General features: G+C 34.8%; 27 protein-coding genes. 17 read left to right on the plus strand and 10 right to left on the minus strand.

The genetic code is table 11. The features are described 5' to 3' along the window. Positions 1 to 8 precede the first annotated feature (8 nt). The 9 genes from PZ898_RS02425 to PZ898_RS02465 all read right to left on the minus strand — a co-directional run bounded on the left by PZ898_RS02425 (position 9) and on the right by PZ898_RS02465 (position 9,559). Entirely contained in the window at positions 9 to 740 is a 732-nt protein-coding gene (locus PZ898_RS02425; protein WP_062669970.1) for a polysaccharide biosynthesis/export family protein, read from the minus strand. A gap of 6 nt (positions 741 to 746) precedes the next feature. Then, positions 747 to 1,187 (minus strand): response regulator, encoded by a 441-nt coding sequence (locus PZ898_RS02430; RefSeq protein WP_062669968.1) that lies wholly within the window; start codon positions 1,185 to 1,187, stop codon positions 747 to 749. A gap of 114 nt (positions 1,188 to 1,301) precedes the next feature. Beyond that, entirely contained in the window at positions 1,302 to 3,569 is a 2,268-nt protein-coding gene (locus PZ898_RS02435; RefSeq protein WP_277694690.1) for a response regulator, read from the minus strand. Positions 3,570 to 3,571: 2 nt separating this feature from the next. Next, entirely contained in the window at positions 3,572 to 4,708 is a 1,137-nt protein-coding gene (locus tag PZ898_RS02440; protein WP_277694691.1) for an FIST N-terminal domain-containing protein, read from the minus strand. Next, entirely contained in the window at positions 4,709 to 6,058 is a 1,350-nt protein-coding gene (locus PZ898_RS02445; protein ID WP_062669961.1) for a sigma-54 dependent transcriptional regulator, read from the minus strand. A gap of 200 nt (positions 6,059 to 6,258) precedes the next feature. Beyond that, entirely contained in the window at positions 6,259 to 7,302 is a 1,044-nt protein-coding gene (locus PZ898_RS02450) for an MlaD family protein (protein ID WP_277694692.1), read from the minus strand. Between the two features lie 12 nt (positions 7,303 to 7,314). Next, complete coding sequence (locus tag PZ898_RS02455) at positions 7,315 to 8,094, minus strand: ATP-binding cassette domain-containing protein (protein ID WP_277694693.1); 780 nt, start codon at positions 8,092 to 8,094, stop codon at positions 7,315 to 7,317. Then, on the minus strand, positions 8,094 to 8,858 hold the full coding sequence (locus PZ898_RS02460; RefSeq protein WP_277694694.1) for an ABC transporter permease: 765 nt from the start codon (positions 8,856 to 8,858) through the stop codon (positions 8,094 to 8,096). The genes PZ898_RS02455 and PZ898_RS02460 overlap by 1 nt, the downstream gene beginning before the upstream one ends. Positions 8,859 to 8,896: 38 nt before the next feature. After that, positions 8,897 to 9,559, minus strand: a complete 663-nt coding sequence (locus PZ898_RS02465) for a BON domain-containing protein (RefSeq protein ID WP_216444716.1) — start codon at positions 9,557 to 9,559, stop codon at positions 8,897 to 8,899. Between the two features lie 250 nt (positions 9,560 to 9,809). Here PZ898_RS02465 and PZ898_RS02470 point away from each other — a divergent pair, with 250 nt between their 5' ends. The 7 genes from PZ898_RS02470 to PZ898_RS02500 all read left to right on the plus strand — a co-directional run bounded on the left by PZ898_RS02470 (position 9,810) and on the right by PZ898_RS02500 (position 16,776). Continuing rightward, a complete protein-coding gene (locus PZ898_RS02470) occupies positions 9,810 to 11,183 on the plus strand; it encodes a L,D-transpeptidase family protein (protein ID WP_228432298.1) in 1,374 nt (457 codons plus the stop codon). Between the two features lie 8 nt (positions 11,184 to 11,191). Then, positions 11,192 to 12,067, plus strand: coding sequence for a universal stress protein (locus tag PZ898_RS02475; protein WP_277694695.1), 876 nt, complete (start codon positions 11,192 to 11,194; stop codon positions 12,065 to 12,067). 140 nt (positions 12,068 to 12,207) lie between these two features. After that, on the plus strand, positions 12,208 to 13,377 hold the full coding sequence (locus PZ898_RS02480) for a PAS domain-containing sensor histidine kinase (protein ID WP_253297196.1): 1,170 nt from the start codon (positions 12,208 to 12,210) through the stop codon (positions 13,375 to 13,377). A 15-nt stretch (positions 13,378 to 13,392) separates the two neighbouring features. After that, positions 13,393 to 14,445, plus strand: coding sequence for a response regulator (locus tag PZ898_RS02485; RefSeq protein ID WP_062669948.1), 1,053 nt, complete (start codon positions 13,393 to 13,395; stop codon positions 14,443 to 14,445). An 81-nt stretch (positions 14,446 to 14,526) separates the two neighbouring features. After that, complete coding sequence (locus PZ898_RS02490) at positions 14,527 to 14,898, plus strand: hypothetical protein (protein ID WP_277694696.1); 372 nt, start codon at positions 14,527 to 14,529, stop codon at positions 14,896 to 14,898. A gap of 69 nt (positions 14,899 to 14,967) precedes the next feature. Beyond that, positions 14,968 to 15,384, plus strand: coding sequence for an Hsp20/alpha crystallin family protein (locus tag PZ898_RS02495; protein ID WP_062669944.1), 417 nt, complete (start codon positions 14,968 to 14,970; stop codon positions 15,382 to 15,384). 12 nt (positions 15,385 to 15,396) lie between these two features. Beyond that, positions 15,397 to 16,776, plus strand: a complete 1,380-nt coding sequence (locus PZ898_RS02500) for an MBL fold metallo-hydrolase (RefSeq protein WP_277694697.1) — start codon at positions 15,397 to 15,399, stop codon at positions 16,774 to 16,776. A gap of 10 nt (positions 16,777 to 16,786) precedes the next feature. Here the strand turns inward: PZ898_RS02500 and PZ898_RS02505 are convergent, their stop codons facing one another. Beyond that, positions 16,787 to 18,082: a divalent metal cation transporter gene (locus PZ898_RS02505; protein ID WP_277694698.1), complete on the minus strand. Its 1,296-nt coding sequence runs from the start codon at positions 18,080 to 18,082 to the stop codon at positions 16,787 to 16,789. Positions 18,083 to 18,498: 416 nt separating this feature from the next. On the opposite strand from PZ898_RS02505, the gene PZ898_RS02510 reads away from it, so the two are divergent. The 10 genes from PZ898_RS02510 (at position 18,499) to PZ898_RS02555 (ending at position 25,871) form a co-directional block, all read left to right on the plus strand. Continuing rightward, positions 18,499 to 19,155, plus strand: coding sequence for a winged helix DNA-binding protein (locus PZ898_RS02510; RefSeq protein WP_216444710.1), 657 nt, complete (start codon positions 18,499 to 18,501; stop codon positions 19,153 to 19,155). Positions 19,156 to 19,197: 42 nt separating this feature from the next. Continuing rightward, positions 19,198 to 20,688, plus strand: a complete 1,491-nt coding sequence (locus PZ898_RS02515) for an oleate hydratase (RefSeq protein ID WP_123278319.1) — start codon at positions 19,198 to 19,200, stop codon at positions 20,686 to 20,688. 1 nt (position 20,689) lies between these two features. Then, positions 20,690 to 21,526 (plus strand): phytoene/squalene synthase family protein, encoded by an 837-nt coding sequence (locus tag PZ898_RS02520; protein ID WP_277694699.1) that lies wholly within the window; start codon positions 20,690 to 20,692, stop codon positions 21,524 to 21,526. A gap of 57 nt (positions 21,527 to 21,583) precedes the next feature. After that, complete coding sequence (locus PZ898_RS02525) at positions 21,584 to 22,051, plus strand: SRPBCC family protein (RefSeq protein WP_120230990.1); 468 nt, start codon at positions 21,584 to 21,586, stop codon at positions 22,049 to 22,051. Position 22,052: 1 nt separating this feature from the next. After that, positions 22,053 to 22,505 carry a sterol desaturase family protein gene (locus PZ898_RS02530; RefSeq protein ID WP_062669930.1) on the plus strand — a complete coding sequence of 151 codons (453 nt, stop codon included), beginning with the start codon at positions 22,053 to 22,055 and terminating at the stop codon, positions 22,503 to 22,505. Next, positions 22,502 to 23,191 carry a lycopene cyclase domain-containing protein gene (locus PZ898_RS02535; RefSeq protein ID WP_062669928.1) on the plus strand — a complete coding sequence of 230 codons (690 nt, stop codon included), beginning with the start codon at positions 22,502 to 22,504 and terminating at the stop codon, positions 23,189 to 23,191. The genes PZ898_RS02530 and PZ898_RS02535 overlap by 4 nt, the downstream gene beginning before the upstream one ends. Beyond that, complete coding sequence (locus PZ898_RS02540; RefSeq protein WP_062669926.1) at positions 23,181 to 23,729, plus strand: lipocalin family protein; 549 nt, start codon at positions 23,181 to 23,183, stop codon at positions 23,727 to 23,729. The genes PZ898_RS02535 and PZ898_RS02540 overlap by 11 nt, the downstream gene beginning before the upstream one ends. A gap of 26 nt (positions 23,730 to 23,755) precedes the next feature. Next, the gene (ribA, locus tag PZ898_RS02545; RefSeq protein ID WP_062669924.1) at positions 23,756 to 24,346 is read left to right on the plus strand and encodes a GTP cyclohydrolase II; all 591 of its coding nucleotides are present in this window, start codon (positions 23,756 to 23,758) and stop codon (positions 24,344 to 24,346) included. 317 nt (positions 24,347 to 24,663) lie between these two features. Beyond that, the gene (locus PZ898_RS02550; protein WP_062669922.1) at positions 24,664 to 24,963 is read left to right on the plus strand and encodes a hypothetical protein; all 300 of its coding nucleotides are present in this window, start codon (positions 24,664 to 24,666) and stop codon (positions 24,961 to 24,963) included. Positions 24,964 to 25,196: 233 nt separating this feature from the next. Then, positions 25,197 to 25,871: a MarR family transcriptional regulator gene (locus tag PZ898_RS02555; protein ID WP_123278314.1), complete on the plus strand. Its 675-nt coding sequence runs from the start codon at positions 25,197 to 25,199 to the stop codon at positions 25,869 to 25,871. The last annotated feature ends 77 nt before the right edge of the window (positions 25,872 to 25,948 follow it).

Raw genomic sequence — 25,948 nt, forward strand, 5'->3', positions numbered from 1 at the left:
TGTAAGTTTTATAACAGACCTATTAAAATTGCAGCAGCAGAGGTTACGGTTGCAAATGGAATAATTGTGGAGATTCGTTTATCAAAATCTTTACTTTTCTTAGAGGGTACAATTACATAGTCTCCCGGATGAAGTATGATATTCTGATTGGGAACATCTTTCATTTTACTAAGATCAATATTGGTAATCCTCACATTTTCGCCCTCCTGTCTTAAAATTTTTATTAACCTGAGATTGGCGTACATTTCAAAACCTCCTGCTTTTGAAACCAATTCCAGTAATGTATTCTGATCTTTATCTACCTGGATAACAGCTGGATTTCTTACTTCCCCCATTACCGTTATTTCTTTATTCAGGACTTTGACATCAATCACGGGGTTTACCAGCCATTTTTTTAGCTTGGTTTTAATTTCTTCTTTCAATTCAGGAACCGATTTTCCAACAACAAAGGTGGTTCCCAGTCTGGGAATTTCAATATTTCCATGTTTATCAACCAGAAGCCATTTGCCATAAACCTCGTTAGAATTATAAATTCCATATACAGAACCTACACTTAGATCATCCTGGCCCCATACAGAAAGCGTAATTTTATCATCTTTTCGGATTTTGTATTCATAATCCGGATCAAAACTGAAATCCTGCATATTTCTGGATGCCTGCTCTTCTTCCAGAACATTATAGGTCTTACAAGAGCTGAGAAGAAAGAGAAAAATAACTGATATGATGAGTTTTTTTACCATAGATTATTAGAATATCATTGAAAAAAATTTGCGAAAACCTTTAAGTTTGCCTTGAGACATTTCTTCTTTAATTTTTAAAATTTTTTCTATCGTTTTTACCATTTTCTCACAGACATTTATATTTTTCGTTAAATAATCAAATGCTCCATATTTAAGTGCATTTACTGCTGTATCTATATTTTCCTGCCCGGAAACCATGATGACGTAAATATTAGGATCAAAACGTTTTATTTTTTTTAGAACTTCAAATCCATTCAGGTCTTCCATATTATGGTCCAGAAAAATAATGTCCGGTTTCTGATAAAGTTCGTCCAGACAATCTTCGCCGCAGCTAAAAGAGGTAATGTCTTCATAATGATGGTTTTTCAGATACTGCTGATAAACATTTGAACAAAAACTGTCATCATCCACAATAAAGAGTTTTAAATTTTGATTATTTGTTTCCATTTTGTTTAATTTAAAAACAATATTTCTACTTCCATGCCTTTTGTTAAGTGGTTGTTTGTTAGTTGTTTACATTTGTGTTTTTTCCATAATATGGAATGATGTCTAGATTTTGGATTAAATAGATTGGTTTATTTCATCTTTCAATTGAGTGACCACAATTTCAAGGGTCTGTTTTATTTTCTCGAACAAGGAATATAAATCAGGCAATTCTTTATTTTGTTCTATAGTAATTAGTTCAAGCTGCTTTACTTCACTTTCAATAGAAGTGATTCCTATAGCTTGTATACTAGGTTTGATTTTATGGATCAGCTTTGCAATTTCAGCATAGTTTTTCTCATCAAACGCCTTTTGAATTAATGGAATTGTTGTTTCAGTCTGTCGAATAAATATTGACAGCATTTTCCGCATAAAATCTTTATCTCCTCTGCTGAGTATCTGTATGTTTTTAAGGTTGTAGAAATTTTCGCCTGCCTCCGGCACTGTCTTTATAGTATTTTCAGGGATTTTAACGTACTTGTAAATTACTTTGAGTAAATTTTCTTCATTAAAGGGTTTTGTGATATAGTCATTCATTCCTGCATTAATACAGGTGTCTATTTCTGTTTTAAAAGCATTAGCACTTAGTGCTATCACAGGGACTTTAATCCCAAGTTCGTTTCGCAGTATTTTAGTTGTTTCAATACCATCCAATTCTGGCATTTGTAAATCCATCAGAATAATATCAAATTGTTCCTTGCTTAATATTTCTAATGCTATTTTACCATTTTCAGCTTTGACAACGAAACATTCAAAATGTTTCAAAGATCTTTCTGCAACCAGCTGATTGAGCGGATTATCTTCTACCAGGAGCACTTTTGTACCCGCAATAGAAATATTTTGATTTTTCCAATTACTTTCTTTTAAAGCTTTTTCATCACCCTTGTCTAAAATCAGAACTATTGTAATACATGTTCCTGAGTTTTTTTCGCTTTTTACATTAATTTCTCCTTTCATAAGGTGAACAAGTTCCCGGGTAATAGACATTCCCAGACCTGTACCTCCATACTTTCTTGAAATTGAACTGTCTTCCTGATTAAATTTTTTGAATATATTGCGTACATATTCTTCACTCATTCCAATACCGGTATCCGTAATGCTGATCGAAATGGTCTGTTGGTTTAAAAAACTTTTCAGCACATTAGCTTCAACTTTGATATACCCTTCGTTGGTGAATTTCAAAGAATTACCAATGATATTATAGAGCACCTGTTCAAGTCTTAAAGAATCTCCTTTTAAAACCGGGAAAATATCTGAAGAGAAATCTGTAATAAGTTTAAGCTTTTTTTCTTCTGCTTTTGGCTTGAGAACGGAAGTGACTTTTTGAATACTGTCTTTTAAAGAAAAGCTTTTAATTTCCAAAGACATTTCTCCGGATTCAATTTTAGAAATATCGAGTATGTTATTAATAATGGATAATAAGTGCTGTGAAGCGTTATAGCTGTTTTCTACAAATTGTTTCGGTTCATCAGCAAGGTTGCTTCTTTTGAGTTCTCTCAGAAAACCAATGATACCGTTAAGGGGTGTTCGGATTTCATGGCTCATATTGGCAAGAAAAACCTCTTTAGCCTTGGACGCTTCCAGTGCTTTTGCTTTTTCAAGTTTTAACTCTTCTTCCAATTTTTTTTGGTCAGTAATATCAAGGTGGATTCCAATGGAGCCTAACAGATTTCCCTGATCATCATAATTAGGAGCACCGCTTACTGCCCACCATCTTATTTCTCCTCTCTTGTTTCTTACAGGAAGCTGATATACACTGGAAATTCCCTTTTTTCTCAGTTCTATCTGTTCTTGTAAAAACCGGACGTTATTTTCTCCGTACAAAAAGAGTGTACTTGGATTTTTACCCATTACTTCATCCAGTTCAAACCCTGACACATTACAAAAGCATTGGTTAGCATAGCGAATAATTTCATCATTATCTACTTCAATGAGTCCTAAGTTCATATTTGCAATAATATTCCGGTATTTTTCCTCTTGCTGCTTGATATAATCTTCTGCTCTTTTTCTTTTTCTCAGCTGTTCAGAGAGATACAGTGAAAGTTCTTTAAGATCTTCCGATTTTTTTATTTCAATATCAGAATCAATAATTTTTAATGATTCATAGAGGTTACTGATAGACTCATGTTTGAGTGTATTTTCATTTTTAAGACTTTGATATAGCTCCTGATATTCTTCTTCACTTTGTTTGAAAGCATAGTCCATCAGCTCTTTATCTCTTTCAAAGGATTTGTAAGATTCATTAACTGCATGAATGAAATTTTTAAATTGCGGATGATTTTTGCAATCTTCCGTAAGATATTTATTGATCTGTCTTTCGAGTAAATTGTGAAATTTGGTTTCCATAGCTATTCAATTTCATTAACTGTGGTGATGGTAATAGTCTGATTGTGCAGAGCACAGTTGCCGAACGGGCTTAAAGGAGATAACTCTCCGTAGGAGTAAAATCCGGTTAGTACAGTACTTGATTTAAAAACATCACGTACGATGTCCACTTCTTCATAGATTCTGTCTCCCAATACTATTTTTCTTCCTACACAGCTTATAATAATTCCCAGTTTAGGAGTATGTGTATTCATTTTAAGACATTGATTGGCTGCATCATTGGCTGCATCAATAAGTCTGTCCATGTTGGCTTTCATAAACCTTACTTTACTTCCTTCCGGCAAATCTCCGGCAAAAATCATCGTGTTATCTTTAATGGAAAGAATTGTTCTCACTACTGATAAAGAATCTTGGTGCATTGTAAGAGACAATGGAAAAAGAAGAGCAGAGGCGGGAAGGTCTTCGGCGTATTTCCCCAAATATTTTTTATAAAGATCTAATGCATTTTTATTATCAATTTCATAAAGAACATTATCATGTGACTTGGTCACCACTCTTTCAAGCCCAAAGCTTTCCCAGCCCCCAATTGAAGAATGAGATAATTCCAGGTTTGCGCCATAAAATCCAATGGCCAGAATCTTATTGGGTTCAGGAACCTGATTGAGTCCAACTACAGTTTTTTCAAATTTATCTCCATCCCCGGCCAGCCCACCAGAAATCAAAACTTCCTCGGGGCGGCTGGCATTAAGTCCGCGAACCAATTGACTGCCATTAACCTTACTGCCATCGGACAAAATAAAAACCCATTTAAGATCCTGAGAAGGAAGGTTTTCAATTAATTTTTTTCCTGCATCATAGCTGCATGAAAAGTCTTCAATATCAATCTGTGATGTTTTTATGTAAGCTGTTGAAAAGCTGATTATGGTTAAAGCTACCGTATCATCATAGACTTCATTACAGAAAATTTCTCCCGAAGAAGAAGACAGGGCTATCTCTGCATTGGGAAACTTTTCCTTTAAAAGAAGATAAAAGTTATCCTCTTCAATAATACTTCTGGCTCCATATCCTATAATGATTTGAGCTTCATGATAGTTAAGCTTTTCATCATTTCTTTCATATTTGAATTCTCCGTCCGTAAAAAGTAATTTAGCAACTTTCATCTAGTTATTTTCGATTTCAAGGTTATTAATAAGATTATATATAGTTGATTTGCCTATATCTAATAATTTTGCAGTTTTAATGACATCATTATTATTTTTTTTTAGAAAATGCAAAATAATATCGGTGGTATATTGTTTTAGCGTTTTTTGTTCATTGAGAAAAGATTCTGAGTCTTTTTCTAGATTGTAGAAATTAATGTCTTCTGCTGTAATTTCGTGATGGTCACACATCACACAGGCCAAATCAACAACGGATTTTAGCTCTCTTACATTTCCTGGGAAATGATAATCCAGAAGCTTCTTCCTTGCATCTGAAGATAAGCTTAAAGGTTTACTCTTATTTTCCTTTGCGAAAAGATCTATAAAGTGTTTGGCCAAAATCAAAACATCCTGATCTCTTTCACGTAAAGGAGGAAGTTCAATGGGAAGGCCAATAATCCGGTAATAGAGATCCTCACGAAAATTTCCTTTTTTAACTTCTTGTGCAAGATTCTTATGTGTAGCTGTGATGATCCTTACGTTCAGTTCAATTTTCTGTTTTCCACCTACTCTTGTGATCTCTCGTTCCTGTAAGGCACGAAGAAGTTTGCTTTGAATGTTAAGATCAAGTTCTGCAATTTCATCTAAAAAAATAGTTCCTCCATTGGCCTGTTCAAATTTTCCGCTGGCTCTTTCTGTTGCACCTGTAAAAGCTCCTTTTTCGTGACCAAAAAACTCACTTTCTACAAGTTCTTTAGGAATCGCAGCCATATTGACAGCGATAAAAGGCTTGTTCTTTCTTGATGAATTATAATGGATGGCCTTCGCAACAACTTCTTTTCCGGTGCCGGTTTCTCCGGTAATGGAAACATTGATATTGGAAGTAAGTGCTTTATTAATTTTAGAAAATATACTTTTTATGGGATGGCTTTGTCCAATGATTGTTTTTTCAAACGTATATTTTTTTTCGAGCTCGTCTTTAAGATCTTCGACCTCTTGTTTTAAACTGATGTTTTCTTTCAATCTCATGATAGAATTCCACAAAAGTTCTTTTGTATGGTCATTCTTTACAATATAATCCTTGGCTCCCAGCTTTAGAAAATTGATGGCAACTTCAATATTTTCCTGTCCGCTGATAACAATAATCGGGAGATCAGGATATATGTTTTTAATCTGTATAAAAAGTTCATCGCCTTGAATGTCTGGTAGCCCAAAATCAATACAAATGATATCTGGATTAAGATAAAGATTGGAAAGGCAGTCCTTTGCATTGTTGAATAACAGAACTTCATAATCAGGATTTAGCTGGAGATGATATTTTAGCATTTCTCCAAAAAAAATGTCATCATCAACAATAAAAATTTTACACATTTGCGTTGGTTTTAGTTTTTAAGTTTACTACTAAAATAATGAATTTTCATTATCTAATGAATTATTTTGTTGTAAAGATTAATAATTTGAAGTAATAATTAATTATTGTTGAATATCTGATGTGGAGTTGTGTAAGCAAAATCTCTATATTAATTACAGGATTAAGTACGTGTGGGTTTAAATTTTCACTGGGTAGGCTTTTATTTATTTGCCGCTTTTTTTTTGAAATATCCTTTTAATAAGAAATTATTTCTTGCTGCCGCCTCCAATTCTCTGAGTTCATCGACTCCTTTACCGATATTATTAATTGTGGAATCTACTGATCTGCCTAATCTGGGGTTATCAACCAATTTGGAAACAACGTTTTCTTCATTGTTGATTTTTGAGGTGAATTTTTTTAGATCATCAGAAGATTTCTCCAGATTATCCAGTGTTTTTTCCAATGAAGCAGCCAAAGTATCGTTTGTAGTGATTTTGGAAAGTATATTGTTTTTATCATTGAGCTTTTCGGCAAAAATTCTGATCTGCCTTGAGCTGTTTTTTAAGTCAAGAACACTGCTTTCTACATTATCGCTCCAATTTTTATCAGTAAATATTTTATTAATGATTCCATCTTTGTTGCGAAGGGTAGGAGTAAATGATGCGAAATCATTCACGCTCGTCTGAATATTTTGTACTGTTTTATCTATCTGATTGGCAAAATCTTTACTGGTCATTACTTTTACCAATAAACCATCCTTATTATTCATTTTGGCTGTGAAATCAACCAAGCCGGTGGTAACGGTCTGAATATTGTCTGCACTTTTTTTGATACTGAAAAGTACATCTTCAATTTCTGTAGTTTTATATGAAGCAATTACTGCGTTATTACCAACCACTTTGGAAGAACCTGTTCCCGGAGAAATAACTAGTACTTTATCACCAACCAAACCGTCTGAAGCGATGCTTGCCACCGCATCTGTTTTGATATATCGCTGAACATTCTTTTTGATGCTCATTTTTACCATTACCAATGAATCAGAAATAAAGTCTATTTTACTGACAGTTCCGATGTTAATTCCTGAAAGGCGTACATTGCTGCCTTGTTTTAATCCGCTTACATTTTCGAATTCTGAACGCAAAATAAAGTTTGTACCGAATATATTTCTGTTAAGGCCAATAAAATAAATGGTCAATATAAAAAGAATAATTCCAGCTATAACGAAGACTCCTAATTTCAGATTGTTTGATGATTCATTTTTCATGACATGTTCTCTTTATTTTTCAAAAAATGACTTTACCCAAGCGTCTTTACTGTGCTCAATCAATTGATAGGTTCCTTCAATATTGACTTTCCCATCTTTCAGTACAATAATCCGGTCACTGGTATACTTTGCACATACGAGATCATGGGTGATGATAATTGAGGTTGTATTAAACTTTTGCTTAATGCTGCAGATAAGCTCTATAATTTCTTTGGCAGTAATTGTATCCAATCCTCCGGTAGGTTCGTCATAGATTATAATTTCAGGCTTTATAATCAGAGCTCTTGCAAGGCCTATTCTTTTTCGCATCCCTCCTGAAAGCTCTGAAGGCATTTTATCAATCGCTTCTTCAAGCCCAACATTGTATAATGCTTCAGTAATAGCCTTATTTATTTCTTCTTCACTTAGTTTTTTATTATGATGCTGTAAAGTGAACGCTAAATTTTGTCTCACCGTCATAGAATCATATAAAGCTCCGTTTTGAAACAGAAAACCAATTTTTTTCCTCACCTTGTTAAGCTCTTCTTCATTAAGATTGGTTATGGCTTTTCCGTCAATATAGATGTCTCCTTCATCTATTTTGGTAAGACCTACAAGGCATTTTACCGTAACGGACTTTCCTGAACCTGATCTACCTAGTATCACCAGATTTTCTCCTTTTTTTACCTGAAAACTTATCCCGTCCAAAACCTTATTATTACCATAGGATTTATATACATTTTTAAACTCGATAAGAGGCCCGTTAGCTACAGGCATGGTAAATTCAGCATTCATTTTTTCATATGTTTCCATTACAGTTCAAAAAATAAATCCGCAATCTGTACTGCTATCAGATCAATAATAAAGATCATCAGGGAAGCTGAAACTACGGCTGTGTTGGCCGCTTTTCCTACACTTTTTGTTCCTCCTTCAGCAGTAAACCCATGATAACAGCCGATAATTCCGATAAAAAAACCGAAAAAAAATGTTTTTAGGGTTGCGGGAAGAAGATCGGCATATTCCAGAGAGTCAAAAACATGGGAAAAATAATGGCTGATACTATTATCTCCATGAATATTGATCCCTATAAAACCTCCTATGATTCCTACCAAATCTGCAAAAACAACTAAGATGGGTATCATTAATGTTGTGGCGAGAGTTCTTGTTACCACAAGATAGCGGTAAGGATTAATGGCAGAAACCTCCATGGCATCAATCTGTTCGGTAACCTTCATTGAGCCAAGCTCGGCACCTATTCCGGAGGATACTCTTCCTGCACAGATTAAAGCAGTAATAACCGGGGCAATTTCTCTTATTAATGAAAGTGAAACCATCCCAGGTATCCAGGATTCAGCCCCAAATTTTGACATCGCCGGACGGGATTGAATGGTAAGTACCAACCCCATGATAAAAGCGGTTACGGTTACCAGAGGCAATGACTGATATCCCACAACAAAACATTGTCTGGTAAACTCTTTATATTCAAAACCGGGTTTCAACATCTCTCTGAAAAACCGAGCAGAAAAGGAGGCAATATTGCCTGCAAGAGCAAAGCTTTTTGTAAGAAAAGATTTCACAATATTATGTTTAATTTCTGATAACCGGAATCGTTTACTTATACATTGTATTCATAATCGACTTCCAGTTTGTTTTTTAAATGTTTAATACCAGGCGTTTTCCAGGCAATCCGGCCTGCTTCTTCCTTTTGCTGCCATGAATGGACAGTTCCTGTCAGGGTTACTGTTGTACCAGATACAGAGACCGTTATTTCTCTTTCATCAACAGCACTTCTTTTCAATGCTTCCTCTACTTTTTTCTTGCTGACGGCATCTTTAGTATCAGGATTGATGGTGATATTATTAAAGATACCTTTTATTCCAGGGAGGAATTGTATTGCATTTTCAGTAATCTCTCTCTGATAATCCCAGGGAAGCTCACCATCCAGATCTACCCATCCGTTTTCTACCTTAACCTTTATCTTATCCTGGGGAATAATAACATTGGAAGTAAAAGCACTGATGATTTCAGCGCCAATTTCGATATCAGTTTTTACTTTTGAATCCGGAAGTTTTACCTGGATGTTTTCGACCAGTACTTTTACTCCGCTTACATTTCTGGCTGCATTCTCAGCCTGTTTTTTTTTCACGATACTATCAACAGTACCTGTTAATGAGACAACACCATCTGATGCAGTAACTCCTATTTCTGCAGGATGCAGCATAGGTTCCCATTTGATGGCTTCCTGAACATCCTGTTGTAATTGTTCATTTGTTTTCATTTGTAGTTAATTTTATGCCTCAAAGTTCAGAAAGACTTACTGTAAAAGGAATGATGGCAGTCATTCTGAAAAATGATGTTCATCATAGTGAAATTAATGTTTCGGTTTTTAAGCTGATCTTTCAAAGACAACTTATGATCACATTTATAAAAGAAAGATGCAGTAAAGGGCAATATCATTTTTTTATGTGATAAGGGTCATTATTCATAATGTTTTGAATTTGGAATTTTACATGATTAAATTCGGGATTATGAAAAATTTATTGAATTGGATAGCGGTCATTTTCGGTATTACATTTTTCTCTGGACAAGATGTCAGCTCTGTAAATCAAATAGAACTTGTATTGAGTAATAAAACTGAACTTTCAGAATTGAACTTTCCAAAATCTGTTAATCAGTTTTATAAACAGCACCAGTTTGAATATGTGTGGACTCATTCAACTATAAAACAAGACCTGCTTCAGGACGCGATTCTTTTACTTAAGGATGCAGGTAAGAAGGGATTGTCGGCAAAAGATTACCATCAGGAGAATCTTACTAATGAAAGATTGAATACTTTAAGAAATCAACCTGAACAGACAAATACTAAGGACAATGCAGTAACGGATATTTTAATGACAGATGCACTAATTACCTTTATCAACGATCTGCATTTTGGAAAATACAATCCTTTTTTTAGTTCGTCTTTTATTGATAGTAATGATGATATAGAGGGCTTTCAAGCTGGAGAGATATTGTATCAGGCAGTTAAGAAAGGTGATTTGTCAAAAGCAGTTCTTGATGTTGAACCTAAAATTAAGGAATATATTGATCTTCAGAATTACCTGAATATGATCTTTAAAGGTAATAGTGTCTCCAACCAGGAATCAGAAATTAAAAAGATAGCCATTAATATGGAGCGTTTACGCTGGATGGATGTTAGTAGAGATGTCTATCTGTTGGTAAATATTCCTTCTTATTCTCTGGATTTTGTTCAAAAAGATAAGATACTCACGTATAATGTGATTGTAGGAAAGCCTTCTACTCCTAGTCCTGTTTTAAAAAGCACAGTTGATTATTTTACAACAGGCCCTGATTGGAAAGTTCCTCAAAATATATTCATAAAAGAGATGCTTCCTAAAATAGTAAAGAACAGTCAGTATCTGGAAGAACATCATTATTCACTGTATAACAGATCAGGAAAAGCAATACCTGTTACATCATCGAATTTGAAACAAGTTTATAAAAATCCATATCAATACAGTATAAGGCAGTCTTCAGGCTGTGATAATGCACTTGGAGCAGTCGTTTTCAGATTTTCAAATTCCTATGGAGTGTATCTTCACGATACCTCTCAGAAACAATTATTTGGCAAAAGCCAACGGGCTTTAAGCCATGGTTGCATCCGTGTAGAAAAGGCTGGCGAGCTGGCTGGTGAGCTGCTGAAATATGATGGTGCTGCAAATGAAATTCCGCTTATGAAATCTTTGATGGATCGTTATGAAAGAAAAGATTTCGTTTTAAGGCAGCCCGTTCCAATCATGATCACATACCTTACCTGCCGTATAAAAAATGGACAGCTTGTGTTTTATAATGACATTTATAATCTTGATCCTATTTTGGAAAGTAAACTTCAATTTAAATAACTGAAATAATGAGAACAATTGTAGTACCCACTGATTTTTCGGAGCCCGCCAGAACTGCCGCAGAATATGCTCTTCATCTGGCACATGCATTAAAAAGTAATCTAGAACTATGTCACGCCTTCAATATTCCTATTGAGGAACCAATGTTCGGACAGACCGCATGGGCCTTGTATGAATATCCTGTATTAAAAAAAGAATATGAGGACGAACTAAAGAAAGAAGTTAAAAACATTGAATCCGAAGGAAAAAAAATCTGGGGTGAGGATGCTTTTCCCTTTCATCCTTCTATCTATTATGCATGTGAAACAGGAGATCCGATCCGACTGATTAACGACACAGCGGCGAGAAACAGAACATTACTGGTGGTAATGGGAATGAAGGGAGCGAGTAATCTTGCACGATTCCTTCTGGGAAGTAACAGTATCAAAATGATTGAACATACGGAATATCCGCTACTTCTCATCCCATCAGGATATCAGTATAAAGATCTGAAAAAAATTGCATTTGCAACAGATCTGAATGTACAGGATATAAAAATATCACATGCACTCATCAAATTTGCGGACTATTTCAATGCTGAGCTTCTTATTACCCATATTACAGACACCGCTGTTGATCTCATAGAAAATATCTCCTATCAGCAGAAGAAAGATACTTTTTTTAAAGATCTTGAGGGAAAAATCTGTTATAACTATATTGAAAGCGACAGTATTGATACAGGATTGAATATTTTAAAAGATAAAAATATAGATATGCTGGTTATGGGACATCAACAAAAAGGTTTTATAAGAAGGCTTATTGCCGGTAGCCATGCAGCCAGACAAGCTCAGGATTTACAGATTCCTTTATTGATTATTCCGGAAGGAGGTCATATCTATTTTTAGATTCTAAAAATATGGACGAAAATAATAATTAAGAAATATGTATTTTGTTGACATATTAAAGTGTTTTACAGGAAATTGATTTAAAATACTTATCTTTAATAAGGGTAAGTATTTATTTTTTTATGGAAAGCGCCAGGCTCTTGCAAGCAATTATAGAAACAGCAATAGACGGAATTATTACTATTGACAGTCAGGGGAGGATTGAAAATTTAAATCCCTCTGCATTAAAGATATTTGGGTATACAGAAGAAGAATTAATCGGCAAAAATATTTCTGTATTAATGCCGGAACCCCATCACAGCAGACATGACGGGTATCTGTTGCGCTATCAGCAGACAGGAGAAAAAAAAATAATTGGTAAAGGCAGAGAGGTAAAAGGTCTTAGAAAGGATGGCTCCCAATTTCCGTTCAGACTTGCTGTAAGCGAAGTCCAGCTTCAAAACAGGGTTATTTATACTGGGTTTATACACGATCTCTCTAAGGAGAAAGAAGCTGAGGAATTTCTTAAAAAATATACAACTGAGCTGGAAGAGCTGGTTGAGAAGAGAACAAAATCTCTTCAACAAATGTTAAGTGCCTTGGAAAAGGCAAAAGAAGAAGCAAATCTTTCTCTTGAGAAAGAAAAAGAGCTTAACCGCATGAAAAGTCGTTTTGTATCTATGGCTTCGCATGAATTTCGTACCCCTTTAAGCTCGATGCAACTTTCTGTAGTTCTCATTGAAAAGTATCTTCAGCTTGCTGATCATTCTCAGATCCTAAAACACCTTCATAAAATAAAAAATGCAATCACTGGTCTCAATGGAATTCTTAACGATTTTCTTTCTCTGGAGAAGTTGGAAGCTGGTATTGTAACCCCGGATTATCACGAGTTTGATATAATAAAATTCTCGGAAGAACTTGTAGAAGAAATGCAGTTGATAACCAAAGACAATCAAATTGTAATTTATCAACATACCGGAGTAGAAAATATTGTAAATCTGGATCAGAATTTATTAAGGAACTGTCTTATGAACCTCATCAGCAATGCGATCAAATACTCCGGAGAAGATACGCTTATTGAGTTTTGTACAGAAATAAATAAAGAATATTATCAGATGACGGTAAAAGATAACGGAATTGGAATACCTGAAGATGACCAGGCAGGGCTTTTTCAGCCTTTTTTCAGAGCTCATAATATTGGTAATATTCCGGGAACCGGCCTGGGATTAAATATTGTTCTACGGTATGTTAATCTGATGAATGGAAAAATTGATTTTAACAGCGGACCTGGTAATGGAACTCAGTTTACGTTGTCTTTTAATAGAAAATAACAGTTTTATTATTTCATGGAAAAGATAAAGATATTGATCATTGAAGATAATGATGACATCCGGGAAAGCACTTCCGAAATTCTGATGCTGGCTGGATATGAAGTTTTGCAGGCAAAAAATGGTAAACAGGGAGTAGAGCTGGCCATCAAATATATACCTGACATCATATTGTGTGATATTATGATGCCGGAACTCGATGGGTATGGGGTACTGTATCTCTTAAGCAAGAGAGAAGAAACTTCACTGATTCCCTTTATCTTTATTACTGCTAAAGCGGATAGGGCAGAAATACGCAGAGGAATTGAAATGGGAGCAGATGATTATCTGACAAAACCTTTTGATGATATTGAACTTTTAAATGCAATTGAGGGCAGACTTAAGAAAAAAGAACATCAGAAAAAGTTTTATAGCAGTAACTCTGAACAGATGGATCATCTGTTTCAACCTGTAAATGGTCTGGATGAGCTGAAAAAATCTTTTGATGATCGCAAAATCAAAATCCTTAAAAAGAAACAGATTATATACGCGGAAGGTGATACAGCAAATACAGTATACCTTATACTTTCCGGGTCGGTGAAAACTACAAAAATGACAGAAGATGGAAAAGAGCTGATGACCTGTGTATATTACCCTGACGAATATTTTGGAATTACCTCATTGTTTACAGGAAGAGAGTATAAAGAAACGGCCGAAGTACTTGAAGATGCTGCCTTGCGCTCTATTCCCAGAGAGGAGCTGGATCAGTTGGTATGTAAATATCCTGATGTGGCAGAAAAGTTTATTAAAATTCTGGCGCAAAGTGTTGTTAACCATGAACAGCAGCTTTTACACCTTGCTTATTTTTCAGTAAGAAAAAGAATGGCGGAAATCCTCAGCAAATTATACCAGGCCCATTCAGAGACAGGAAATTTTGAAATTTCCAGAGAGAATCTTGCTTCTATGGCCGGTATGGCTATCGAAACAGTGAGCAGGATACTTGGAGATTTTAAAGAAGAAGGTCTTATTGACAGAAATGCAGGTAGAATTACAATTTTGGACATTACACGATTACAGAAAATGAAAAATTGAAATACAGATCATTTTTAATAATGATTTTGAACACGGTTGGCTTTTTTATTCTTCAATACATTTGATGAATGAAAAAAAGCTATGAAAGTGATCGCGTACAATACAAGTCAGATTGACAAACAATTTCTTGCTTTAGCCAATCATAAAAGGCATAAAATTACCATCATCAGCGTTCCGTTGGATGAGGCAACAGTATATTTTGCCGAGGCAAAAGATGTTGTTATCATTAACGGTAACGACTGTTCTGTTTCATCCGTTATTCTTAAAATTCTTATTTCTTTAGGAGTCAGATATATTATAGCATGGCTTAAAGATCCATTTAAAGATGATGTACCCGAAATAAGAAATGATAGATTACGATGGGCGTCTGTCAGAAATGTAGATCCGTCCGATGCCTATGAAGTTATCGATATTATTAATAGGTGGCAGAAGGGTGATGACGGTCACAATTAAATGCAATGACTGTCACTGTTTCTGAATATGTCTTATGGTACCTTTGATCTCTAATCAAATACGATTATTATGAAAACTTTAGCCCAAAAACAATCTGCAGCAAAACTATTAACAGAAGAGTTCTGGAGTACAAATGAGATTCTTAACCAGCCTGTTAAAATAGAACATTCAGTCAATATTATTGATAAAAACGGGAATTATAAGATATTGGTCAATGCTCCCGGTTTTAAGAAAGCCGATTTTAAGGTAAGGGTGGAAAACGGCATTTTGAATATTCAGGCTTATACATCAGGTAAAAAAGAGGAAATTAAGAAAAATTATGTTAGGAAAGAATTTTTAACCTCTTCTCTTGCAAGGAGTTTCAGACTTCCGGAAGGTATTGATGTCAGTAATATTAAAGCCCACTATAGAAATGGCCGTCTGTACATCAAAATGGGCAAAGCAAATACTGTAAAGCAAATGAATAAAAAAGTAAAAGTCCAATAAAATTGTATTACCATGAACGCTATAACTCTAAAATCACTCGGCGGTGCAGAAACTGTTACCGGATCGAAGCATTTATTAAAAACTCCTGAACTTACAATCTTAATTGATTGTGGCTTGTTTCAGGGAGTAAAATACCTTAGAGAGCAAAACTGGATGCCACTGAATACCGATGTTTCGGAAATAGATGCCATTATTCTTACCCATGCTCACCTTGATCATTGCGGATATATTCCACTTATCGTAAAGAATGGATTTAAAGGTAAAATTTACATGAGTGGCCCTACTAAGGAACTTACAAAGCTAATATTACTTGATAGTGCCAAACTTCAGGAGGAAGATGCTGAAAAAGCCAACCGTCATCATTATACAAGACATAATCCAGCAAAACCTTTGTATACGATAAATGATGCAGAAAGATCTTTTAAACAGTTTTATGTGATTGATGAAAATGAGGAAATTAGACTAAGCGATCATATAAGCTGTATGTTTAAACCCTGTGGACATATTATAGGAGCGTGCTCTGTAAAAATTACCTGCTTTGGGAAAATAATAGTTTTTTCTGGAGATATTGGAAGAAATCACAGTGCAGTTTTAGCTCCTCCCGATTTTTTTTCCCAAGCTGATTTTTTGGTTATGGAATCAACTTATGGGGACAGACTTCACGAAAATAAAGACTTGTCTGATCAGTTGGAGTATTGGATTAATAAAACCATAAAAGACCGGGGAAATATAATTATTCCCTGCTTTGCGGTTGGACGGGCACAAGAAATCATGTATATCCTTCAGGAACTTAAAAACGAAAATAAAATCCCAGTCAGTATTCCAGTGGTTCTGGATAGCCCTATGGCAGCTTTAGCCACCGAAATCATGGTCAGGTACTCTGGATACACTTTGGTTGATACCCAGAAATGGAATGATATTATTGAAAAGATTTATATCACAAAAGATTATACTGAAACTCAGGAAATCATCGCAGAAAAAAAATCAAAAATTATCATTGCGGGAAGTGGTATGATTACTGGCGGAAGAGTGCTGGAATATCTGAAACACTATATTGGGGACAGTAGAAATACGGTCCTCATTGTTGGATTTCAGGCTGAAGGTACAAGGGGGAGAGCACTGCTCAACCGGTCTCACGAGCTGAAAATGCACGGGAAATTCTATGAGGTCAGAGCCCATATTGCAGAAATCACGGGACTATCTGCTCATGCAGACCAGTCTGAATTAATAGAGTGGGTTAAAAAATATGAAATTCCTCCCAAGCAGATTATGCTTGTTCACGGAGAATCTTCTGCATTGGAGGCACTTAGGGTGAAAATTCAGACAGATCTTCAGGTTCCGGTTAAAATTCTTAAAAAAGATGAAGAAATTATTTTAACACAAGTGGAATAGGAATTATTATTTAAATAGTAAACAACATTGCCACAGAAGCGGTGGCCATAAAGAAAAATGTCGCCCATAATAAAATTTTTGAAAGCCATCTGCTTTTAAATTCTCCCATAATACTTTCACTTGCTGATATCCGGATAATCAGAAACAAAAGAGGTACCGCTGCTATGCCATTGAGAACTGCGGTATAAACAAGAGCTTTTACTGGGTTTATACCGATAAAATTCATACAAAGGCCAATAAGGGTAGAAATAATAATAACCATATAAAATCCTTTTGCTTTTGTAAATTTCATATCTAAACTGGCTTTCCAGTTAAGAGCTTCTGAAACGGCATAAGATGCTGATCCTGAGAGGACGGGGATAGCAAGCAAACCCAGGCCGATGATGCCAATGGCAAATATAATTTTGGATATCAATCCAGAATTTGGAAATGACTGCACTAAAGGTTCCAAAGCTTTTGCCGCATCAGCTGCGGTATTAATATCTGTTATATTAGCGCTATGCAAAACGGTTCCTCCGACCAAAATAATACACCATGTGGTAAATTCGGAAATGATCATGCCTATATTATTATCTTTTCTCATCGCATGAATATGACGCCATCCGATTTGGGGTTTCCCATCTTGTATTAACCCCTTTTTATTTTCTTCTTCCACTTCCTGTGAAGCCTGCCAAAAGAACATATAAGGGGTAATAGTTGTTCCAAACACTCCGGTTATTATGAAAAGAAAATTAAATGAAAATTCAAAATGAGGAATAACAGAGGCTTTTAGTATTTCTTTCCAGGGTTGATCAATGATGAATACAGTAAGAGGGTAGGCAAGAAGAGATAATGCCAGCCACTTTAGAAATTTTGAATACACCTGGTAGCTGGTGAATATCTCCAAGACCAATATACTGATAGTAAAAACAAGCATCAGTATGATAATATCAACAGGGATAATTAATTGTGCGGCAGCGGCCATTGCTCCAATATCCGCCCCGATATTAATCGTATTGGCAATCACCACAAGCCCTACTGAACTGTACAATATTCTCTTACTGTAATGCATTTTGATTACTCCCGTAAGCCCCTTACCGGTAACCATTCCTATTCTTGCACAAGCTTCCTGTACCGCAATCATAAAGGGAAGCATATAAAGTGCTGTCCATAGCTGTCCATAACCAAATTGAGCTCCTGTCTGAGAGTATGTTGCAATTCCAGACGGATCATCATCGGCAGCACCAGTCGTTAATCCCGGACCTAATAACCCAAAGAATTTTCTTATCCTCCTGGTGTGGGTTTGAACGTAACGTTTGGCAGACATATCGTAATAAAGATTTGTTTTCTACAAGATACTATTAAAATGACTAATAATCAATATGTTTTTTCAATTCCATTATACATAATATATTGCAATACATACATTAATAATTAAAAAAGCCCGGGATTTATATTGTAAAATAGCGACCAAGTCAACAGGGTAATCTTATTAAAGCGTTTGATATTTATAAATATTAAGTTTATAAATATACTATATGTTTTTAATTTCTTTCTTATGATTTCATTTTTTTTAATCTAATTGATGATATGTAAAATATTGTTTATTAGTGTTTTATTGTTTTATTTCCTTTTGTTTAAAACCCAATCTTTGTATTTCTTTAATTAATAATTTTTAAATAAAACAATTTAAAGTATATTTATATACATATTTTAGTATATTTGTATACTAATTTGATTGATATGAATTTTGATCTTTTAAAATCAGTTTTGGAACTTGTTCATCAATTCATTCAGCAAAATGAAAATAAGGCATTATATAATAATGATCTTCAAGGGTTTATACATTGGATTAATGATTGCCATAAAAATCCTTCTGAATCAGAAAATCCTTGGTGGGTAGGGAAGGAATTAGGAAGAAGTTCCGAGAGTATTATTAATACCTTACTTATAAGAATAGGACGGTTTGCGAAAATGTATTCCCGTTCAATTGGGAATTCTGTTTTTTCAAGCCAGGATGATTTTATTTATCTGATCAGTTTAAGGACAAGGGGAGCAATGTCTAAAATGGAACTTATCGGCCATAATGTAAGTGAAAAATCTTCAGGGATACTAATTATTAACCGTTTGATTCATAATGGTTGGGTTGAACAGACAAAATCTCAGGAAGATAAAAGAAAAAAATATATTCAGATAACAGAAAAAGGAATTTCGGTGCTTGAGGAGCATATGCAGGAGATTCGTAAAGTTTCAAAGATAGTGGTGGGGAATTTGACCCGTTCTGAACAAATGTTACTCATTACCATACTTTCTAAATTGGACAAATTCCATGATTCTTTTTACAAAATGAATTTGACAAATGCCAGTTTACTGGATATGGTGAATAAGGAACTCAATTGATACGATATAAGATTATCTGTTAAAACTATTAGATAAATACCAATGAATACTGGAAACTTAAGAAAGAGAATTGCAGTGATAGGTTCTGGATTTTCAGGACTCTCAGCAGCTGCTTATGCCGCAAAATCCGGCAATGAAGTGCATGTATTTGAAAAGCATAACCAACCTGGTGGTCGTGCAAGGCAATTTAAAACAGATAAAGGCTATGTTTTTGATATGGGCCCTAGCTGGTACTGGATGCCTGATATTATTGAGAGATTTTTCAATGATTTTGATTGCAAAGTGTCTGATTTTTTTACACTTGTTTCCTTAGACCCACAGTTTGAAATGGTTTTCTCAGGAGAAAAAGTTTCTGTTCCTGGAGATAATGATGCTATAAGAGATCTTTTTGAAGCAACAGAAAGTGGAGCAGGTAATCAGTATGACAGATTTATGGAGTCTGCTAGATTTAAGTATGAAATCGGAATGAAGGAATTTGTTACCAAGCCCTGCTACAGCTGGCGTGAATTTGCTTCTTTAAAAATAGCAAACAGTGCTCTCAAGCTTGATCTTCTCAGTAATTTCCGAAAGTATGTATCAGGATACTTTTCTGATGAAAAATTAAAATCTCTGATGGAGTTTCCGGTTATATTCCTCGGAGCTTCTCCCCAGCAGATTCCTGCCCTGTACAGTCTTATGAATTACGGAGGCTATGTTTTGGGCACAAAATATCCTATGGGAGGCTTTTATCAACTTGTTCTTGCTATGAAAGAGGTAGGAGAAAAACAGGGTGTAACGTTTCATTTTAATCATGAAGTACAAAAAATAAATACGGAAAAAGGAAAGGTATCTTCCATACTAGTGGATGGTAAAACATATGAATTTGATGCGGTCATTGCTTCATCAGATTATCATCATACAGAAAGATTGCTTCCCAAATCGCTCAGAAACTATAAAGATGAATATTGGAAAACGAGAACCTTCGCCCCCTCTTGTCTTATTTATTATTTGGGAATAAGAGGAAGAATACCCCATTTAAAACATCATACTTTGTTTTTTGAAAATGAACTTGATAATCATATAGATTGTATTTATAAAAATAAAAAATGGCCCAAAAAGCCTCTCTTTTATACATGTTGCCCTTCCAAGACAGATCCGGATGTAGCTCCTGAAGGTTGTGAGAATCTTTTTTTACTGCTACCCCTTGCCCCTGGAATACATGATGAGGAACCTGTTAGGGAAAAATATTTGATGGAAATGCTTGAAAGAATTGAAAAACATACCGGTGAAACCGATCTTATTTCCAGAATTGAATATAAAAGAAGCTATTGTGTAAGCGATTTTATCTCTGATTATAATGCTTATGAGGGTAATGCCTACGGGTTATCTAATACTTTATCACAGACGGCAGTTTTAAAACCCAAGATAAGGAACAGAAAGATCGGGAATCTGTTCTATACAGGACAGTTGACGGTTCCTGGTCCCGGAGTTCCTCCCTCGGTAATTTCAGGGAAAATTGTGGCGGCTGAAGTTAGTAAACTAAAAATAAAATAATATGAAAAAGCTGTTTGATGAATTGTCTTACGAAGTAAGTAAGTACACTACACAAAAATACAGTACCAGTTTTTCGTTGGGAATACTTGCCCTCAAGCCTGCTATCAGGCCTGCTATTTATGCTATTTATGGTTACGTGCGCCTTGCAGATGAAATTGTAGATAGTTTTCATGGCTATGATAAAGAAAAGCTTCTGAAGAGATTAAAAGCGGAAACCTATGAAGCGCTTGAAGATAGAATATCACTCAATCCTATTTTGCATTCATTTCAGGAAACGGTTCGGAAGTATGATATTGATATAAAGCTGATCAATCAGTTTTTACATAGTATGGAAATGGATCTTCATAAAATTGATTATAATTCTGACCTGTACAAAGAGTATATATACGGATCTGCAGAAGTTGTAGGATTAATGTGTCTGCAGATATTTACAGAAGGTGATAAGCAGCAATATGATAAGCTTAAACCCTTTGCAATGAAATTAGGATCTGCTTTTCAGAAAGTAAATTTTTTGCGGGATCTTAAAGATGATTATCAGCTTTTAGGAAGAACTTATTTCCCATCTCTGAATATGTCAGTCTTTGATAATATAGTAAAAACGCAGATTGAAAATGAAATTGAAGAAGAATTCAAAGAAGCATTGCAGGGAATTAAGAAACTGCCAGGATCATCCATTTTCGGAGTATACCTTGCCTACAGATACTATCTTTCCCTGTTTGAGAAAATAAAAAGAACAAGCTCCCAGAATATGTTGCAGCAAAGAATCAGAATTGCCAATTCACAAAAGTTGCTGGTTGCGTTAAAAAGTTATATCCGTTACAAATCTGCTTATTTCTGACCGTAGAATACAGGATTAAAATGATTGTTGAAGTGTTTAACAATTGATAAAAAATAAATGATGTACAGATTATACAGAGAGCAACAGCTGAGTTGCAGCATTGAAACGGCATGGAGTTTTTTTTCATCGCCTCATAATTTATCAGAAATAACCCCTGAGAGCATGGGCTTTGTTGTTCTTTCCGATGTTAAGGATAAGCCTATTTTTAAAGGAATGGAAATAGATTACACAGTTTCTCCAGTGCTGGGAATTCCGATGAAATGGAAAACCGTTATAAGCCAAGTAAAAGATCATGAAAGTTTTACAGACTTTCAGAAAGAAGGTCCATACAAGTACTGGAATCATTTTCATGAATTTATCCCTAATGAGAATGGAGTACTCATGAAAGACACAGTAGATTATGAACTGCCGATGGGAATTTTAGGTAAAATAGCCCATCAGTTATTTGTAAAAGAAAAACTCAGAAGTATTTTCGATTTCAGATACAGAGTTCTGGATGATCTTTTTAACGATAAACATAATTAAAATGAATATTCTGATCGTTTTGGGAGTATTTATTTCAATGGAAGGAGCTACATGGCTGATCCATCGGTATATTATGCATGGCTTTTTGTGGTTCCTGCACAGGGATCATCATGATCACAGTCATGATGGCAAGCTTGAAAGGAATGATTGGTTCTTTTTCATTTTTGCAAGCCCGGCTATTGCTTTATTATATCTGGGAGTACAGCAGAATTTCAGTTATTGGTTTTTTATCGGTCTGGGAATAAGCCTCTACGGAATGGCCTATTTCTTTGTGCATGATATTTTTATTCACCAGAGAGCAAAAATTTTTACAAAAGCAAAAAACCCTTACTTCCTTGCCATAAGACGGGCCCATAAGCAACATCACAAACATTTGGGTAAAGAAAAAGGAGAATGTTTTGGCTTTTTGTGGGTTCCTGTTAAATATTTTAAAATGTATTTCAATAAAAAATGATGCCTTATACTTACATACTGATTAATTTTTTCACGATCATTATTTGCTTTATTGCATCTTTTGACAGAAGAATACAGTTTAGCAGATTTTTTGGAAAGTTTCTTCTGTCATCGACCATTGTGGGAGTTCCTTTTATTGTCTGGGATATATGGTTTACCGCAAATGGAGTATGGTGGTTTGATCTCAATTATACCTTAGGATTTAAAATAGCAGGACTTCCTGTTGAAGAATGGCTGTTTTTTTACTGTATTCCTTTTGCATGCGTTTTCACTTATTACTGCATTGAGAAATTCTATCGTCTTGATTGGGCTGGTGCTTTTAATAATCTCATCGTATTCACGTCATTTATTATCCTTGGTGTGGTTGGTTTTCTTTATTATGAGAAAATATACACGCTTCTTACCGTAATTGTAACACTGCTTACCCTATTTTATCTTCATTTTATTGCTCAAAAAGAATGGATAGGAAAGGTTAGTCTCGTATATCTGATATTGATGCCCGGTTTTTTTGCAGTGAATGGAATCCTGACAGGTTCTTTTATTCCTTCGCCGGTTGTTAATTATAATCCCGATGACTTTTTAGGGATTAGAATGGGAACTATCCCTGTAGAAGATGCCGTTTATGGTTACAGTCAGTTTTTACTTAATATTTATTTCTTTAAAAAAGTAACTAAAAATGAAAAATAAATTCATTCTTACATTATTATCAAGTTTCACATTGTTAATCATTTTGTTTTCTTGTTCTTCTATGCCCGAAAAAGCACAGCCTATTGATCGATTTGATGTCAATAGATATTTAGGAACATGGTATGAGATAGCCCGATTCGATTATCGCTTTGAAAAAGATCTTGATAATGCAATCGCTCAGTACAGTCTTAATGAGGAAGGAAATGTAAAAGTAGTCAACAGCGGGTATAATTTTAAAAAGAATAAATGGGTGTCTGTTAATGGAACAGCTAAATTTAGAGGAGACAAGAACACTGCAGCTCTGAAAGTGAGCTTTTTCGGCCCTTTTTACAGCGGATATAACGTCGTAGCCCTGGAAGATTACAAATACGCCTTGATTGCTGGAAAAAACTTAGATTATTTGTGGATTCTATCCCGTGAAAAGACCGTTCCCGAAAACATAAAACAAAATTTTCTCAGTAAAGCTCAGGAGATCGGTTATGATACTTCAAAATTGATATGGGTAAAACAAGACAGAAAAAGTCCGTTTGAAAAATAGATTATATTAACTTAAAATCAGAAAAAATGCTCAAAATACAAGCTCGATCAAAAATACCTACAGAATATGGGATGTTCATGGTGTATGCATTTTCGGAGAATGAAGAAGACTGGAGTCCCCATCTGGTTTGGGTAGCAGACAATACAGATTTTAATACAACTGTCAATGTTCGTTTTCATTCAGAATGTATTACAGGAGAAGTTTTTCATTCCAAAAAATGTGAATGTGGACAACAACTTGATGCTGCTATGAAATATATGTCGGAAAATGGAGGAGTGATCATTTACCTTCGTCAGGAAGGAAGAAATATCGGAATCATTAATAAACTCAGGGCATATGAACTTCAGGAGAAAGGATTGGATACTGTTGAAGCCAATTTGAAACTAGGGCTCCCGGCAGACGGAAGAAACTTTGACATAGCCGTTGAAATGTTGAATATTTTAGAGGTCGGGAATATTAATCTGTTGACCAACAATCCGGATAAGATCAGATCAATAGAGAACAGTGGGATTATTCTCAACAACAGAATTCCTTTGGAAATTGATTCCAATGAAGTGAATGAAAGTTATCTTGTGAAAAAGAAAAAATACTTTGGCCATCTTTTAGAGAAGATTTAATGCCTTTTGGGGATAATGTTTTAGGATACATTTAAATTCAGATGTCATGGGAGAAAATTCTGCTAACCGGTGATACCGGATAAATTGGCAAAAGAATGATCAGCGTCATAGTAGCATAAGGACATAAAGTGATATACTGCTGCAGAGAATATTGTAGGATGCATGAAAGATTATGTCATTGGTTATGAGACGCATAATTAAATGAAGTGTGGTTTTTAAAATGATGATTTAATATTTTAAGATATTTTTAACATATTAACGGACGTTTTAGGCATGGACATTGTTTATTTATATACCAATTACTAAAATATTATATTATGAATAATTCAGATTATAACAAAGCGGAAAATGCAGTTAATGAAACAGAAAACTCTTTAAAAAATGCGGCTGATAATGCAAAATGGAAGATCAGTGAATTAGCGGATAAAGCAAAAGATTATATCAATGAAAAAAGAGATAATGATCAGGAAGCGACGCAGGAAGACTGGTTAGATAAGGTAAAATCAAATGTGTCCGAGGCATGGGAAGATATTAAAGATAAAGCCGATGAAGCTTGGGAAAGTACAAAAGATGCCGCTGAAGATGTGAAGGCTGAATGGAGAAAAAGAACAAATTAATTCAAAGACCTCATACGACAAGCTGTCCGAAACTTTATCAGTTTCGGACAGCTTTCTTAATTTTTAATTTGGTTTATTTATATTCTTTTTTGCTTGTTGAGAGATTTACATAAATGTTTCAAAAATAGTAATTGGTTCCTCTTTTTATTATTCCTTGAATAGACACGATATGCAGTGAGCAAAGAATTGATATTAAATTAAAAGCAGGTATATTTGCATAGTATTTAATTGAAATGAATTTTACCCTTATCAAAGAATTTATGACTCTTCTTGAGCAATTTGAGTCAGAGAATAAAACATCTTCACATTCTTATCCACCTACTATTGAAGGCTTTAAATCATGGATTTCCGGTGGAGAGAACCTTGTTGATGAGCCGTATTGGGAAGGAAAAGAGAATGGCAGGAGTGCTGAAAGTGCAATTAGTACCTTACTGGTCCATATAAACCGATACGCTAAAACCTATTCAAAGTCAGCTATTATTAATTCTGAATTTTCTACTCAGGAAGACTTTATTTACCTTATCAACTTAAAAGCTTTTGGCGAAATGACCAAAATGGCACTTATCAAAAAAAATATACATGATAAGCCAGTTGGCATGCTTGTTATTGCAAGGCTGCTTCGTCAGAAACTTGTGGAGCAGACAGAGTCTGATATGGACAAACGAAGCAAGCTCATCCGTATTTCAGAAAAAGGATTGATTGTTCTCGAAAGACAAATGGAAAAAATTCGTCAGGCAACGAATATTGTTGCCGGAAATCTTACCTATAAAGAAAAGATGGATCTCATTCGTATTCTTAACAAGCTTGATGCTTTCCATTATCCTATTTTTTCGCGAAATATTAACTCTGATGAACTCATTAATATTGTCTATGACGAATACGCTATCAACAAAAATATTATGGAGTAGTTTTTAGTAAAACTAAATATAAATATGTAATGATTAGCTTATTTAAAATTATTCTTAACTAAAAATTTGATAATTTT

It is taken from the genome of Chryseobacterium sp. WX (assembly GCF_029542485.1).
GTDB classification, from domain to species: Bacteria; Bacteroidota; Bacteroidia; order Flavobacteriales; family Weeksellaceae; genus Chryseobacterium; species Chryseobacterium cucumeris.

Excerpts from the sequence above, each read along its gene's own strand:
- PZ898_RS02425 (WP_062669970.1), bottom strand. The coding sequence starts at position 740 with ATGGTAAAAAAACTCATCATATCAGTTATTTTTCTCTTTCTTCTCAGC.
- PZ898_RS02430 (WP_062669968.1), bottom strand. The coding sequence starts at position 1,187 with ATGGAAACAAATAATCAAAATTTAAAACTCTTTATTGTGGATGATGAC.
- PZ898_RS02435 (WP_277694690.1), bottom strand. The coding sequence starts at position 3,569 with ATGGAAACCAAATTTCACAATTTACTCGAAAGACAGATCAATAAATAT.
- PZ898_RS02440 (WP_277694691.1), bottom strand. The coding sequence starts at position 4,708 with ATGAAAGTTGCTAAATTACTTTTTACGGACGGAGAATTCAAATATGAA.
- PZ898_RS02445 (WP_062669961.1), bottom strand. The coding sequence starts at position 6,058 with ATGTGTAAAATTTTTATTGTTGATGATGACATTTTTTTTGGAGAAATG.
- PZ898_RS02450 (WP_277694692.1), bottom strand. The coding sequence starts at position 7,302 with ATGAAAAATGAATCATCAAACAATCTGAAATTAGGAGTCTTCGTTATA.
- PZ898_RS02455 (WP_277694693.1), bottom strand. The coding sequence starts at position 8,094 with ATGGAAACATATGAAAAAATGAATGCTGAATTTACCATGCCTGTAGCT.
- PZ898_RS02465 (WP_216444716.1), bottom strand. The coding sequence starts at position 9,559 with ATGAAAACAAATGAACAATTACAACAGGATGTTCAGGAAGCCATCAAA.
- PZ898_RS02470 (WP_228432298.1), top strand. The coding sequence starts at position 9,810 with ATGAAAAATTTATTGAATTGGATAGCGGTCATTTTCGGTATTACATTT.
- PZ898_RS02475 (WP_277694695.1), top strand. The coding sequence starts at position 11,192 with ATGAGAACAATTGTAGTACCCACTGATTTTTCGGAGCCCGCCAGAACT.
- PZ898_RS02485 (WP_062669948.1), top strand. The coding sequence starts at position 13,393 with ATGGAAAAGATAAAGATATTGATCATTGAAGATAATGATGACATCCGG.
- PZ898_RS02490 (WP_277694696.1), top strand. The coding sequence starts at position 14,527 with ATGAAAGTGATCGCGTACAATACAAGTCAGATTGACAAACAATTTCTT.
- PZ898_RS02495 (WP_062669944.1), top strand. The coding sequence starts at position 14,968 with ATGAAAACTTTAGCCCAAAAACAATCTGCAGCAAAACTATTAACAGAA.
- PZ898_RS02500 (WP_277694697.1), top strand. The coding sequence starts at position 15,397 with ATGAACGCTATAACTCTAAAATCACTCGGCGGTGCAGAAACTGTTACC.
- PZ898_RS02505 (WP_277694698.1), bottom strand. The coding sequence starts at position 18,082 with ATGTCTGCCAAACGTTACGTTCAAACCCACACCAGGAGGATAAGAAAA.
- PZ898_RS02510 (WP_216444710.1), top strand. The coding sequence starts at position 18,499 with ATGAATTTTGATCTTTTAAAATCAGTTTTGGAACTTGTTCATCAATTC.
- PZ898_RS02515 (WP_123278319.1), top strand. The coding sequence starts at position 19,198 with ATGAATACTGGAAACTTAAGAAAGAGAATTGCAGTGATAGGTTCTGGA.
- PZ898_RS02520 (WP_277694699.1), top strand. The coding sequence starts at position 20,690 with ATGAAAAAGCTGTTTGATGAATTGTCTTACGAAGTAAGTAAGTACACT.
- PZ898_RS02525 (WP_120230990.1), top strand. The coding sequence starts at position 21,584 with ATGATGTACAGATTATACAGAGAGCAACAGCTGAGTTGCAGCATTGAA.
- PZ898_RS02530 (WP_062669930.1), top strand. The coding sequence starts at position 22,053 with ATGAATATTCTGATCGTTTTGGGAGTATTTATTTCAATGGAAGGAGCT.
- PZ898_RS02535 (WP_062669928.1), top strand. The coding sequence starts at position 22,502 with ATGATGCCTTATACTTACATACTGATTAATTTTTTCACGATCATTATT.
- PZ898_RS02540 (WP_062669926.1), top strand. The coding sequence starts at position 23,181 with ATGAAAAATAAATTCATTCTTACATTATTATCAAGTTTCACATTGTTA.
- ribA (WP_062669924.1), top strand. The coding sequence starts at position 23,756 with ATGCTCAAAATACAAGCTCGATCAAAAATACCTACAGAATATGGGATG.
- PZ898_RS02550 (WP_062669922.1), top strand. The coding sequence starts at position 24,664 with ATGAATAATTCAGATTATAACAAAGCGGAAAATGCAGTTAATGAAACA.
- PZ898_RS02555 (WP_123278314.1), top strand. The coding sequence starts at position 25,197 with ATGAATTTTACCCTTATCAAAGAATTTATGACTCTTCTTGAGCAATTT.